Annotated in this window: 11 protein-coding genes; 4 read left to right on the top strand and 7 right to left on the bottom strand. The window is 52.7% G+C overall.

Annotation, left to right across the window (positions count from 1 at the left end):
• Nucleotides 1-62 precede the first annotated feature (62 nt).
• The gene (gene ldtB, locus OGV85_RS21550) at nucleotides 63-983 is read right to left on the bottom strand and encodes a L,D-transpeptidase (RefSeq protein WP_008784213.1); all 921 of its coding nucleotides are present in this window, start codon (nucleotides 981-983) and stop codon (nucleotides 63-65) included.
• 232 nt (nucleotides 984-1,215) lie between these two features.
• Here ldtB and OGV85_RS21545 point away from each other — a divergent pair, with 232 nt between their 5' ends.
• On the top strand, nucleotides 1,216-2,811 hold the full coding sequence (locus OGV85_RS21545) for an ABC-F family ATPase (protein WP_003035269.1): 1,596 nt from the start codon (nucleotides 1,216-1,218) through the stop codon (nucleotides 2,809-2,811).
• Between the two features lie 143 nt (nucleotides 2,812-2,954).
• Here the strand turns inward: OGV85_RS21545 and OGV85_RS21540 are convergent, their stop codons facing one another.
• From OGV85_RS21540 to OGV85_RS21525, 4 genes are all read right to left on the bottom strand, one after another.
• Nucleotides 2,955-4,217, bottom strand: coding sequence for a DUF1479 domain-containing protein (locus OGV85_RS21540; protein ID WP_048219222.1), 1,263 nt, complete (start codon nucleotides 4,215-4,217; stop codon nucleotides 2,955-2,957).
• Between the two features lie 153 nt (nucleotides 4,218-4,370).
• A complete protein-coding gene (locus tag OGV85_RS21535; protein WP_061548098.1) occupies nucleotides 4,371-5,186 on the bottom strand; it encodes a Cof-type HAD-IIB family hydrolase in 816 nt (271 codons plus the stop codon).
• A gap of 166 nt (nucleotides 5,187-5,352) precedes the next feature.
• Nucleotides 5,353-7,785: a glycyl radical protein gene (locus OGV85_RS21530; protein ID WP_286554001.1), complete on the bottom strand. Its 2,433-nt coding sequence runs from the start codon at nucleotides 7,783-7,785 to the stop codon at nucleotides 5,353-5,355.
• Between the two features lie 5 nt (nucleotides 7,786-7,790).
• Entirely contained in the window at nucleotides 7,791-8,690 is a 900-nt protein-coding gene (locus OGV85_RS21525) for a glycyl-radical enzyme activating protein (RefSeq protein ID WP_061548100.1), read from the bottom strand.
• 132 nt (nucleotides 8,691-8,822) lie between these two features.
• Between OGV85_RS21525 and fsa the strand changes: the two genes are divergently transcribed.
• Nucleotides 8,823-9,485: a fructose-6-phosphate aldolase gene (gene fsa, locus OGV85_RS21520; RefSeq protein WP_061548101.1), complete on the top strand. Its 663-nt coding sequence runs from the start codon at nucleotides 8,823-8,825 to the stop codon at nucleotides 9,483-9,485.
• A gap of 179 nt (nucleotides 9,486-9,664) precedes the next feature.
• Nucleotides 9,665-10,594, top strand: a complete 930-nt coding sequence (locus tag OGV85_RS21515; RefSeq protein WP_032948910.1) for an Rpn family recombination-promoting nuclease/putative transposase — start codon at nucleotides 9,665-9,667, stop codon at nucleotides 10,592-10,594.
• A 48-nt stretch (nucleotides 10,595-10,642) separates the two neighbouring features.
• Here OGV85_RS21515 and moeB read toward each other — a convergent pair whose 3' ends face one another.
• Nucleotides 10,643-11,392, bottom strand: a complete 750-nt coding sequence (moeB, locus tag OGV85_RS21510) for a molybdopterin-synthase adenylyltransferase MoeB (RefSeq protein ID WP_003035283.1) — start codon at nucleotides 11,390-11,392, stop codon at nucleotides 10,643-10,645.
• The gene (moeA, locus tag OGV85_RS21505; RefSeq protein WP_061548102.1) at nucleotides 11,392-12,627 is read right to left on the bottom strand and encodes a molybdopterin molybdotransferase MoeA; all 1,236 of its coding nucleotides are present in this window, start codon (nucleotides 12,625-12,627) and stop codon (nucleotides 11,392-11,394) included. The genes moeB and moeA overlap by 1 nt, the downstream gene beginning before the upstream one ends.
• A 175-nt stretch (nucleotides 12,628-12,802) precedes the next feature.
• Here moeA and OGV85_RS21500 point away from each other — a divergent pair, with 175 nt between their 5' ends.
• Nucleotides 12,803-13,165, top strand: coding sequence for an aminoglycoside adenylyltransferase domain-containing protein (locus OGV85_RS21500; RefSeq protein WP_061548103.1), 363 nt, complete (start codon nucleotides 12,803-12,805; stop codon nucleotides 13,163-13,165).
• Nucleotides 13,166-13,340 lie beyond the last annotated feature (175 nt).

The raw sequence follows: 13,340 nt of genomic DNA, 5'->3' as shown, positions 1-13,340 counted from the left end.
TAATCCGGCCTACAGTGTTGGTAGGCCCGATAAGCGTAGCGCCATCGGGCATGTATAGCAGATTAGTTCAGGCGAACCGGCATACCAGAACGGTTCTGTACCGCCTGCTCGACGACGGCCTGATCGACGTCAGACTGACCGGTGATGCTGGTAATACTCTTGGTCAGGGTAATCGGTACAATTTCCCCGCCTTCGAACTGTGCTTCAGTCGTAGACAGCGGGTTATGTACTTCGATGTAACGGCTGCCGTCTGGTTCGGTCGTGGCTTTTACCGGCTCATCAATGAACTGTACACGGGTGCCGACCGGCACATTTTCAAACAAGAATTTGATGTCGTCGTTACGCAGACGTACGCAGCCGTGGCTGACACGTAAGCCGACGCCGAAGTTAGCATTGGTACCGTGGATAGCATACAGGCGACCGATATACAGCGCGTACAGACCCATCGGGTTATCCGGACCTGCCGGAACAACGGCTGGCAGCGGCTCGCCTGCAGCGCGGTATTCCGCATGCATTTTCGCCGTTGGCGTCCAGGTTGGGCCTGCTTTTTTACGTTCTACTTTGGTGGTCCAGTTGATTGGCGTGTCTTTGCCCAACTGGCCGATACCGATCGGCAGAACAATGACGGTGTTGGTGCCTTTCGGGTAGTAGTACAGACGCATTTCAGCGCTGTTGATAACAATACCTTCATGCACGGTATCCGGCAGGATCAACTGCTGAGGAATGTTCAGCACGGTGCCGCCTTTCGGCAGGAAGGTATCCACGCCCGGGTTGGCTTCCAGCATGTTAGACAGACCCATCTGATACTCTGCCGCAAAATACTCCAGCGGTTGGGTGTTGCCTTCAGGAATAGTAATGACCTGGTTTTGGCCAATCAAACGGCTACCATCGGTCGGCAGCGGGTACGTGACGGCTGAAGCGGTATTACAAAAACCAACTATTGCGAGTGCCGCCGCGAAAAGCGTTGTTAATTTCATATTCATATTCATGTATGCGAGATTCAGTGCCAGGCAGGCTAGTGGGTTGAGATTTATGTAGTGTTGGGCACGCATTATATGTGCAATCTGAGCAACAAGGAATTCGGATGTGTACTAAATCACATTTTTTTCCTTTTGGTTTCACTTTATCCCTTCCGCATGAAGACGCGATCTTCTTGCAGACTTATGGCATAATAAGCGGTTTGTCACATATTTCTTTCTCTTTCAGGATACGCCAGTGTTAGTTTCCAGCAACGTCACTATGCAGTTCGGCAGTAAGCCGCTGTTTGAAAATATTTCCGTCAAATTTGGCGGCGGCAACCGTTACGGCCTGATTGGCGCGAACGGTAGCGGTAAATCCACTTTTATGAAAATTCTCGGCGGCGACCTCGAACCGACGCTGGGCAACGTTTCCCTCGATCCGAATGAACGCATCGGTAAGCTGCGTCAGGATCAATTCGCCTTTGAAGAATTCACCGTGCTTGACACCGTGATCATGGGTCACGCTGAACTGTGGGAAGTGAAGCAGGAGCGCGATCGCATTTACGCCCTGGCTGAGATGAGCGAAGAAGACGGCTATAAAGTTGCTGATCTCGAAGTTCAGTATGGCGAAATGGACGGCTACTCTGCGGAAGCGCGTGCGGGTGAACTGCTGCTGGGCGTAGGTATTCCGGTAGAACAGCATTACGGCCCGATGAGCGAAGTCGCGCCCGGCTGGAAGCTGCGTGTGCTTCTGGCGCAGGCGCTGTTCTCTAACCCGGACATTCTGCTGCTCGACGAACCAACGAACAACCTGGATATCGACACCATTCGCTGGCTGGAGCAGACGCTGAACGAGCGTGACAGCACCATGATCATCATTTCGCACGACCGTCACTTCCTGAACATGGTCTGTACGCACATGGCGGATCTGGACTATGGCGAACTGCGTGTTTATCCGGGTAACTACGACGAATACATGACGGCGGCAACCCAGGCGCGTGAACGTCTGCTGGCCGATAACGCCAAGAAGAAAGCACAGATTGCCGATCTGCAATCCTTCGTCAGCCGCTTTAGCGCCAACGCGTCTAAATCTCGACAGGCGACCTCTCGTGCGCGTCAGATTGATAAGATCAAGCTCGACGAAGTGAAAGCGTCCAGCCGTCAGAACCCGTTCATCCGCTTCGAACAGGATAAGAAACTGTTCCGTAACGCGCTGGAAGTGGAAGCGCTGGCGAAAGGTTTTGATGAAGGTCCGCTGTTTAAAAACTTCAACCTGCTGCTGGAAGTAGGGGAGAAGGTTGCCATCATTGGTGCCAACGGCGTGGGTAAATCCACCATGCTGAAAACGTTGGTTGGCGATTTGCAGCCGGACAACGGTACCGTTAAGTGGTCTGAAAACGCCCAGGTGGGTTACTACGCGCAGGATCATGAATACGAGTTTGAAAACGATCTAACCGTCTTCGAATGGATGAGCCAGTGGAAACAAGAGGGCGATGATGAGCAGGTTGTGCGCAGCTTCCTTGGCCGTCTGCTGTTCAGCCAGGACGATATCAAGAAACCTGCCAAAGTGCTCTCCGGTGGTGAAAAAGGACGCATGCTTTTCGGTAAGCTGATGATGCAGAAACCGAATATCCTGGTCATGGATGAACCGACCAACCACCTGGATATGGAATCTATCGAGTCGCTGAACATGGCGCTGGAAATGTATCAGGGCACGTTGATCTTTGTTTCTCACGACCGTGAGTTCGTCAGTTCCCTGGCGACCCGCGTGATTGAGATTACGCCGGAACGCGTGATCGACTTTACCGGCAACTACGAAGATTACCTGCGTAGTAAAGGTATTGACGGTTAATTTACCCGTCGTCTTTCGTGTTACAGGTGTGTTGGCTGCACCTGTTCACCCCGGTCACTTACTTATGTAAGCTCCCGGGGATTTACAGGCTGGTCGCCTTACTGTAACGCGAAATATTTAGGGAAAATTGCGTAAGCTACATATTAAATAATCCCCAGCGCGCGTTTACCGTGGATATTCAAATCCTCCAGCGTGAAGCGTCCTTCCCAGTTAGTTTCATAATCCTCTCGCGGGAAATCACCCGGCGATGCGCCTTTTTCCAGCGCAGCTTTCACTTTGTGGGCGTAGGCCAGATTTTTTTCGCACATCGGGGCGGCAGGGATATACATAACGTTACCCCAGCCCTGCTGATTTTCTACAGGCGCGACGGAGTGAATCACATCGCAATGCCACCACACGGAGTCTCCGGCGTCCAGTTGTGGAATGCTGGTTAACGCTTCAATCAGCAACGGATGCCATTGCGCAGAAATCGGCAGGACTCTGCCGGGCGCTACGCCGCAAAGCTCATCTTCCGGCACATCGCCAAGCAATGGGCGTAACAGCACATACGCCATCGCTTCAGGAATCGGAACCACGTGCAACAATCCCTGTCCTGGCAGCATATCGGACAACGCAGTCCAGCCCTGGAAGGTACGGAACACTGAACATTTGGTGGTGTTATCCACCGTGTACTCTTCTACTTCGGTGCGATGCGCAGCCTGCCACGGATCGTAATCTGCCAGCTTGCCATTGAAAACATGAGCAAATACCTGCTGATACGCAGGCAGCAGCCAGCGTTCCAGCGCGCCGGAATCCGTATGCGCGCCCAGCCCTTTGGAGGTGGTTCCCGGCGGACGGCGGCGTATACGGTCAGGGTAGATAACGCTGACATCCGGGTTAAACCATTGTTTACCTTCGCTTGAAAATGTCCAAAGACGATTGAGGAACGACTGGGCATTGGCCATTTCTTCACTTTGGCGGGCCTGCATCTGCGCCTGGGACCAGTAAATGGGGTAGATTTCAGGTCGCGATGCGCTCAGGGTGCCGAAGAAGTTATCGCCTGGCCCTTTGTAGACGTCATCAAAATGGTTGCGATCCAGGTAATCAAGCATCGACTGATCCCATGCCAGCGCCTGTTCGCGGGGGAAATGCCCTTTAATGACTGCGCATCCGCGACGCTTAATTTCTTCACGCTGCTCTGCACTCACGCGACCCGCTTTGATATCCGCATAGGACAACACAGGCCATACCGGGGAGCCTTGCGCTTTGAGAGCGTTGATTTCCGCCACGCGGGTGGCAATGGCATCGCTCAGCTGATTGAAGATCAACTGAACATCCCCAAGCTGTGCCCGCAGTTGCTGTTTCATCTGACGGATTGCCGCTTTGTGATCGGCGGGCAACGTGTCGCTGGTAAAAGTAAAAGCCATAACCACCTCGCATTAACTTTCATTCGAAACTAAATTTAATTACAAGTGACAATATAAGTTAAAAGTTAGTTAATGCAAGTTTAAAAACCTGCTGGTGTGAGCAAAATAGAAAAAGAGTGAAAACCGGGATGAGGGATACCCCGGTTGGCAGGATCAGGCGTTAAAAGGTGAAGTGTTATCCAGCACTGCCTGAATTACGTTCAGCGCGCCTTGATGGTTATTGTCATCGGTCTGATAGCGGGCAATCACTTTGATGCTCTCTGCCGCATTGTCCATGGCGAAAGAGTAGTGCGCCATCTTCAGCATTTCCGCGTCATTGCCACTGTCGCCAATGGCGACCACGTTTTGCGGTGACAGGTTCCAGCGTTTTAGCAGACGGCTGATTCCGTTAGCTTTATGTAAGCCTGGAATGATCAGGTCGATAAACCCAAAGCCGCTGGTGACGGGCTTCATAATGCCATCAAGCGCGGTGTGCAGGTGATCGATAACCAGAGGGATCTGTTGGTCCGGTAAATTCAGCGAGAACTTAAACAGCACATCGTCGATATCCTGATAATCCTTGACGGGTTTCAGGCGGTGGTAGTGTTTTGCCATCAACGCGACAAAGGACTCTGGGGCATTTTCGCTCACGTAGGCGCTTTGCAGTCCACAGGCCACAAAGTTGAGTTGCTTATCTTTGAGCAGTTCGCCAATGACAATGCGTGATTCGTGGCGCGTAAGCTCGCCGTGAAACAGCTGTTTGCCATGTTCAAACACCAGCGCCCCGTTCTCGGCGACAAAAGAGATCTCATCTTTGAGCTGCGGGAAAAAGGAGATCAACTGGTAATACTGGTTGCCGCTTGCCACGACAAATTCAATATCTCGTTTCTTCAGTTCCTGATACTGCGCCATAAAGCGTGCACGATCGTATTGCTTGGCGTCGTCGAGAAAAGTTCCGTCCATGTCTGTGACGATAACTTTGATGGTCATATATGCTCCTGGCTCATAACTGCGACCAGAAACATTTTAATAACAATGTGAGCTAAAGCACAAATTTAATTTCGAATGAAAGTAAAACGCCAGGTGGCAACTTCGCCTTACCCGGCTAAAGGGGAGTATGTAAGCCCGGTAAGCGCAGCGCCACCGGGCGGGAGGGTTACAGCATATGTTCAGTGCGCGCGATGATATCGTCCTGTGCATCCGGTGAGAGAGCGGCGAAGAAGGCGGAATAACCTGCTACACGCACCACCAGGTCACGGTACTGATCCGGGTGTTTTTTGGCTTCCAGCAGCGTTTCACGAGAAACGATGTTGTACTGAATATGCCAACCTTTGTGCTCTTCAAAGAAGGTACGCAGCAGAATCATCAGCTTTTGTTTGTCAGACTCATTTTCCAGCGTGGCCGGGTTCAGCTTCTGATTTAATAGCACGCCACCGAGAATCGAACCGGTCGGCAGTTTACCCACCGAGCCAATTACCGCAGTTGGGCCGAGATGGTCCGTACCGGAAGCCGGGCTTGCGCCTTCTGCCAGTGGAGTGTGTGCTTTACGGCCATCCGGCGTTGCCATTGTTGCTGCGCCAAACGGCACGTTTGCAGAAATAGACGAGGTCCCGGCGTAGTAATTGCCGCCAACCGGGCCACGCCCGTAACGCGGATTATGATACTGTTTCAGTTCATCGATATAAGTCTGATAAGCGCGGGCCAGCAGCGTATCAACGCTATCGTCATCGTTGCCATATTTCGGTGCGCCGTTGATTAGTCGTTGGCGTAACTGCTCATGGGTCAGACCGTCAAAATCATCGGCCAGCGCGGCGGCCAGTTGTTGTTGACCGATAGCGCCCTGTTCAAAGACCAGTTTCTTCACTGCTGCCAGGCTGTTGCCGAGGTTGGCGATACCCACCTGCAAACCTGATACCCAGTCATACTTCGCGCCGCCTTGCTTAATGCTTTTCGCGCGTTCGATACAGTCGTCTACCAGCGCGGAGCACAGAATATCGTGTACGTTCTCTTCCAGCATGGTGTCAACGACATACTCGATTTCAATGGATTTACGCGTGTAGTAGCGAATCTGTGTATCCCAGGCATCCATCACTTCATCGAAATTGTTGAAGTTGCCAGCTGAGAGCGCTTTTTCCTGCGGCAGGAAGACTTTGCCGCTGGTGGCATCGCGTCCGCCTTCCAGCGCCGCCAGCATCACGCGGGCAAAGTTAATAAAGCTCATGCCGGTGCAGCGGTAGCCCCATTTGCCGCCAACGGCGGTTTCGATGCAACCAATCGCTGCATAGTCATAGGCGTCTTGCGGTTCAATGCCCAGCTTAATGAATTCCGGAATGACGATTTCATCGTTGTTAAAGGCTGGCATCCCGAAGCCGCAGCGGATCACCTGCACGCAGGCATCAAGGAAGTCATTACTCATCCCCGCGTGATAACGCACGCTCAGGTTCGGCTGAGTAGAACGCAGGCGGCCACAGGACTCCAGAATGGCGTAGGAGAGCGGGTTGACGGCATCCATCGCCTGACCGCTAACCAGGTTCTGGCCACCTATGGTTACGTTCTGATACAGCGGGCTGCCCGCTGAGGCTTTCGAATGGGAGCCAGAACGGATTTTGTTCACTTCCAGCAGTTTCAGCCAGCAGCTGTGCAACAGCTCAATGGCGTGCTCACGATCGAGGCTCTGATTCAGTTCTACGTCACGACGGTAGAACGGGTAGAGGTACTGATCCATACGGCCAAACGATACTGAGTGACCGTTAGATTCAATTTGCAGAATCAACTGGATGAAATAGCACAACTGCAACGCCTGCCAGAATGTTTTTGGTGGCTCATGGGCAATCACATCACAGTTTTCCGCCATGGTCAGCAGTTCATCACGACGGCCGGTGCGCGTTTCTGTGGATGCCATTTTACGCGCCAGCGCGGCAAAGCGCTCAATGTGTAAAGTGACGGCTTCCAGCACGATATCAATCGCTTTCAGGAACTGATCGCCGTGGAGATCGTCCAGACACGTCAGATTGATGCGGGAGCGACGTTCATCGACTTTGTGGCGCAGGCCGTCGAGACCTTTTTCCAGTAGTAGCGGGAAGTTCACCGCCAGGTGTGCGTCGCCGGAGGTCATATTACCTTCGGCTTTGATAATGCCGGTTTCCAGCAACCCTTTCTGCTCGTCAGTGAACATCCCGTAGCAGCGATCCTGCACGGTCTGACCACGCCACCACGGACACACCTCGTGTAATACGCGTTTATTCTCTTCGCTTACCGCAAAACCTGCGCCCGGTCTGTCGGCGAGGTCGTCGATCTCTTTTTCAATCCAGGAGACGGTGTATTCCGGGAAGATCGGCGCGGCGCGCACTTCGCTTGCCTGGTTACCGATAATCAGTTCGTCATGCTTGATCCAGATGGTGCGTTCCGCCAGATGATGGGCCAGCGCCAGCGCGCGGCGTACCGGGATCGGTTTATCCAGGTGTTGCTGATACATCTCGGTATAGTGCTGGGCGCGCTCGGTACAAACCGGCGGTTTCACGATATGGATCAGGGCTGTTTTATGCGCTTTGATACGATCGCTGAGTGTGTCCAGTTTCAGAGTGGTCATGGCGATTATCCTCGTAGGGTCACGGTTAAACCTTTAAGGCTGGCATACTGCTGGGCAAATTCGAGCAGTGCAGGCGCATCAAGCGGTTTATCCGGTGCGTTGTAGGGTTGACTGAGTAAGTGGTATTTGTTGATACCAAGGGTGTGGTAGGGCAAAAAATGAATCTCCCCGACGTGAAGCTCGTCGGCAGCAAAATCGGTAATAGCCTGGATGGCGGCTTCGTCAGCGTTGAATCCCTGGATCAGCGGTACGCGGATAATCATTTTTTTACCAGCTGCGGCCAGTTTTTTTAGATTTTCCAGCACACGAGAGGCGCTGCCATCGGTCCACTGTTTAAACGGCGCATCCGCCACGTGTTTTAGATCGGCCAGAAACAGATCGACGTCAGGTAATGAGGGTTCAATATACTTCCACGGGACATGCAGGCAGGTTTCCACTGCGGTATGAATGCCTGCGTCGTGGCTGGTTTTGAGCAAAGAAGCCGCCAGCTCTGGTTGCATAAACGGTTCGCCACCGGACAGGGTTAGGCCCCCTCCGCTGCGATCGTAAAACGGTTTATCACGCAATACGGTCGCCATGATTTCGTCCACGCTTTTTACCTCTCCACAGACGGTTAGCGCCTGCGTTGGACAGCAGTGGGTCAGCGCTGCGAGAACGTCATCGGTTAGTTTTTCGCGATGAATCAGCAACCCGCTTAGTGCCCGCTCAATTACCGCGGGTGCGGCCTGAGCACAGAGATCGCAACCGTCAAGGCACAGACGTGCGTCATAGAGCAGATCCTGCGTACGGGCGCGACTTTCCGGATTCTGGCACCACCGACAGCCCAGGGAGCATCCCTTAAGGAACACCACAGTACGGATCCCGGGACCATCATGCGTGGAATAGCGCTGGATATTGAAAATCATAAGCGACCTCTTTTCTTTCGTATAAAGATTAAATTACTTTCGAATGAAAGTTATATTGACGTGCGTCAACTAACCGTGAGGTTTCGCCGTGCTACCTTTTATTCATGCTAATTATTCGTTTGAGGAAAGGTTATGGAACTCTATTTAGATACGTCTGACGTTGATGCGGTAAAAGCTCTGGCGCGCATTTTCCCGCTGGCAGGGGTGACCACTAACCCGAGTATTGTGGCGGCGGGGAATCAGACGCTGGAAGTACTACTGCCGCAACTGCAGGAAGCGATGGGAGGACAAGGCCGTCTGTTTGCTCAGGTGATGGCGACCACCGCCGAAGGGGTGGTTAGCGATGCGCGTAAGCTGCGGGCAATCATTGCTGATATCGTGGTCAAAGTGCCGGTAACAGCAGAAGGTCTGGCGGCTATAAAATTGCTGAAAGAAGAAGGGATCCCGACGTTGGGTACTGCGGTATACGGTGCAGCTCAAGGGTTATTGGCTGCACTGGCAGGTGCGGAATATGTTGCGCCATACGTTAACCGCGTGGATGCGCAAGGAGGGGATGGCATTCAGACGGTGACCGACCTGCAGACGTTACTGAAAATGCATGCCCCGCACGCCAAAGTACTGGCAGCCAGTTTTAAAACGCCGCGTCAGGCGCTGGATTGCCTGCTGGCAGGCTGCGAGTCCATCACGCTACCGCTGGACGTTGCTCAGCAGATGATTAGCTCCCCGGCAGTTGATGCTGCCGTCGCGAAGTTTGAGCACGACTGGCAGAGCGCATTCGGTCGCACGTCTATTTAAACGAGAGTGCCGGGATGTAGTCCCGGCATTATTGCGTACATGTTTCCGTCAAAATGAATGTGTTGCAGTTGTACGCTTTTATCTGCGAATCCCTCTCGTAAAACCGACAAAGTCGGCATGCGACCCGTCATCATGGCAGGTACAGTCGTGTCATCATGTTAATCAGGTGACGGACCGCCATGAAAAAATCACCCACATCCACGCCGCACGATGCGCTATTTAAAACGTTTTTAAAATACCCGGAAACGGCGCGCGATTTCATTGAAATCCATCTTCCCTCCACGCTACGAACGCTGTGCGATTTTTCGACATTAAAGCTGCAACCGACCAGTTTTATCGAGGATAACTTACGTGCATATTATTCCGATGTACTTTGGTCGATGAAAACCAGTGAAGGGCACGGCTATATTTATGTCGTAATCGAACATCAAAGCCGCCCGGATGTTCATATGGCATTTCGCCTGATGCGTTATGCGATAGCGGCAATGCAAAGTCACCTCGACGCCGGGCATAATACGTTACCTTTAGTTGTGCCGATGCTGTTTTATCACGGAATCGATACACCTTATCCCTTCTCTCTATGCTGGCTGGATGAGTTTGATAATCCAACACTTGCACGTCAGCTCTACCTGTCAGCTTTTCCGCTGGTAGATATTACCGTTGTTCCAGATGAAGAAATTATGCAGCACCGACGCATTGCTCTTCTGGAACTGATTCAAAAGCATATTCGTCAGCGCGATTTGATGGGGTTGGTGGACAAGCTGGCCGCGCTGTTGGTTACAGGAAGCGCTAATGACAGCCAGCTAAAAGCGCTGTTTAATTACCTGCTAATCCAGCACGGTCACAAACCGCGCTTTGGACGATTTATGCGCAAGCTGGCGCAGCGGGTACCCGAACACAAGGAGAGTACAATGAATATTGTGGAAAAAATACGTAGGGCAGGACAGCGAAAGGGGATGCGGGAAGGCATGCAAAAAGGCTTGGTTGAAGGCCGCCGCGAGGAAGCGTTACGCATTGCTCATTCAATGCTGGACGATGGTCTCCCACGGGCGGTCATCGTGAGGATTACTGGGCTTTCTGAAGATGACGTTAAATCACTGACGTATTGAACGTATATTAATTCAGTCCCGGATAACAAACGCCGCCGGGGCTTTCGTTTATTGCCCGCAGACCTCGCACCCCGGATTACGCATCAGCTTCATTTCGCGAAACTGGCAGGTCATGGCATCGTACATGACGATTTTTCCGGATGCCGGTTTACCGTAGTTTGCCAGCAGCTTAATGGCTTCCATTGCCTGTAACGAGCCGATCACGCCGATCAGCGGGGCCATCACTCCGGCTTCTACGCAGGTCAGGGCGTTTTCACCGAATAGACGGCTCAGGCAACGGTAGCAGGGCTCGCCTTCCTGATACGTAAAGACGGTAATTTGCCCTTCCATGCGAATTGCTGCACCGGAAACCAGCGGAACTCTGGCGGCATAGCATCCGGCATTCAGCTGATTGCGGATGCTGACGTTATCCGTACAGTCCAGCACCAAATCATGTTCGGCAATAAGCGCGTGAATCTCGCTATCGTCCAGCAGCGCATTCACCGGCGTAATGACGATATAAGGGTTAATCCGCGTTAGCGCGTCACGGGCGGATATCACTTTTGGTTGCCCTACGGTTGCATCGCTGTGCAGCGTCTGGCGTTGGAGGTTTGACACGGATACCGTGTCAAAGTCGAGCAGGGTTAAATGCCCGACGCCAGCACCAGCAAGGTACTGGGTTGCAGCACATCCCAGTCCCCCCAGACCAACGACCAGTACCCGCGCATCTTTGAGCGCTTCCTGACCTTCGAAATCGAAGCCGCGCAGAATGATTTGCCGGTTATAGCGCATCATCTCCTGGTCGCTGAGTTCTGCCATTACAGGCCTCCAAACAGTGCGTTAAATGGCTCAACTTCAACCCATTCTCCGGCCTCAACGTTACCGCGATCGCGCTCCAGCACAATAAAGCAGTTGCCCTGGCTAAAGGAGCTAAAAATATGCGAGCCCTGGTGCCCGGTGGTAGTGACTTCCAGTTCGCCTTCCGCGGTACGCTGCAATACACCACGCTGAAAATCCAGACGCCCTGGCGTTTTCTTCAGGCGTGAAGCGGTGCGCACGCGCTGGCGTGGAGGCAGCCCACAGGCGGTGTTGCCGCTGAGTTTCGCCAGCAGCGGTTGTACCAGTTGATAAAAGGTGAGGGCAGCAGACACCGGGTTACCCGGCAGGCCGCAAAACCAGCTGTTGCTCAGTTTGCCAAAGGCGAACGGTTTACCGGGTTTGATGGCCAGCTTCCAGAAGGCAATTTCTCCCAGCTCTTCCAGAATGGTTTTGGTGTAATCCGCTTCGCCTACAGAAACGCCACCAGAGCTGATGACGACGTCGGCCTGGCTGTCGGCTTCGGTAAATGCGGCCCGCAGCGCGTTGGGATCGTCGCGAATAATTCCTAAGTTGATCACCTCGCAGCCCAACTGCTGCAGCATCAGGTGAACGGTCAGACGGTTTGTGTCATAAATCTGCCCGTCACCCAGCGGCTGACCCGGCAATTGCAGTTCATCACCGGTGGAGAACAACGCCACGCGGACTTTACGCACAACGGGGACCTCGGCAATACCGAGCGAAGCAAGCACGGGAAGCTCGGCGGTTGTCAGACGAGTTCCTGTGGGGAATACCACCGCGCCGTTTGCAATATCTTCACCGCGCAAACGAATATTTTGTCCGCTGCGGACGTCGGCGGTAAAACGCACACCGTCGTCAGTTTGTTCCGTTTGCTCCTGCATTACCACGGCTTCACAACCGGCAGGCACCGGGGCTCCGGTCATAATACGGATGCAGGTTCCCGCAGGCCACTCGCCGTGGAATGGCTGTCCAGCAAAGGCTTTGCCAGCCACCGCAAGAGGCTTGTCTGATTGTAAATCGGCTAATCGCACCGCATAGCCATCCATTGCCGAGTTATCGAATCCCGGCACATCAATCGGGGAGACGACGTCGGTGGCCAGAATGCGGCCAAAGCATTGAACCAGCGGCAGCGTTTCGACGGCGGTGAGTGGGGTAATACGCGAAAGCATCTGAGAAAGAGCCGTTTCAAGCGGCATCAGTCCGGCGGTAAATTCCATGAGAAGACTCCTGCGGGGCAAAATCGAATCCGCTCATTATGTCAGAAAATGGACGCGGACAGTATGCTACCTCAGGCTTAGGATCAGATCTGATACAGGTTTTCTGCCAGAGATTAGCGCTACAGGAAAGATGCAGTATAGACTCATGATTTCTGCTTTTTCTCCAGGAGGCTAAATGTCTGCGACTATCCCGGATTCAATTCGACGACAGGTGAATGCCGCCAGTGCACTGATTGAGCGGATTATCGAGGGCGATCTGGTTGCTGTTCATTTGTATGGCTATGCTGTTGAAGGTGGCTTAAAGCCCCAAAGCGATATCGATTTACTGGTTACCATTAGGCAGCCACTTAATACCCGGCAAAGAAATGAAGCCGCCTCCTGGCTTATACCGCAATTACCCGTTGAGTATGCTGACACGCTGCAAGCCGCGCGTGCAGAATACCTGGGGTTAACCAAAAAGAACTGGGCTGAGTCTATGCAGTCTGTTGAACGCTTTGTGTTTTATGCAAAAAAACAGATTGCCGTTCGGCTTGAATAATATATTCAACGATGTTGGAAGCTCCCCTTTCTGATTAACTCATCTAAATAACCTGATGGGATGGGGTGTGAGGTACGGGCCTTAACCTTTACATGACGTCTGCATCTTTCTATATTCAAAAATCGAATCAATAAGTCACAGAAATTCTGATATTTATAACCCCGGTACCTGCCAC

Origin of the sequence: Citrobacter sp. Cf132 (assembly GCF_030333885.1) — a bacterium.
Lineage (GTDB): Bacteria > Pseudomonadota > Gammaproteobacteria > Enterobacterales > Enterobacteriaceae > Citrobacter > Citrobacter freundii.
Note: the sequence above shows the minus strand (reverse complement) of the source record. Positions and strands in the feature narration are given on the sequence as shown.

Coding starts and splice junctions, on each gene's coding strand:
- ldtB (WP_008784213.1), bottom strand. CDS start 983: ATGAATATGAAATTAACAACGCTTTTCGCGGCGGCACTCGCAATAGTT.
- OGV85_RS21540 (WP_048219222.1), bottom strand. CDS start 4,217: ATGGCTTTTACTTTTACCAGCGACACGTTGCCCGCCGATCACAAAGCG.
- OGV85_RS21535 (WP_061548098.1), bottom strand. CDS start 5,186: ATGACCATCAAAGTTATCGTCACAGACATGGACGGAACTTTTCTCGAC.
- OGV85_RS21530 (WP_286554001.1), bottom strand. CDS start 7,785: ATGACCACTCTGAAACTGGACACACTCAGCGATCGTATCAAAGCGCAT.
- OGV85_RS21525 (WP_061548100.1), bottom strand. CDS start 8,690: ATGATTTTCAATATCCAGCGCTATTCCACGCATGATGGTCCCGGGATC.
- fsa (WP_061548101.1), top strand. CDS start 8,823: ATGGAACTCTATTTAGATACGTCTGACGTTGATGCGGTAAAAGCTCTG.
- OGV85_RS21515 (WP_032948910.1), top strand. CDS start 9,665: ATGAAAAAATCACCCACATCCACGCCGCACGATGCGCTATTTAAAACG.
- moeB (WP_003035283.1), bottom strand. CDS start 11,392: ATGGCAGAACTCAGCGACCAGGAGATGATGCGCTATAACCGGCAAATC.
- moeA (WP_061548102.1), bottom strand. CDS start 12,627: ATGGAATTTACCGCCGGACTGATGCCGCTTGAAACGGCTCTTTCTCAG.
- OGV85_RS21500 (WP_061548103.1), top strand. CDS start 12,803: ATGTCTGCGACTATCCCGGATTCAATTCGACGACAGGTGAATGCCGCC.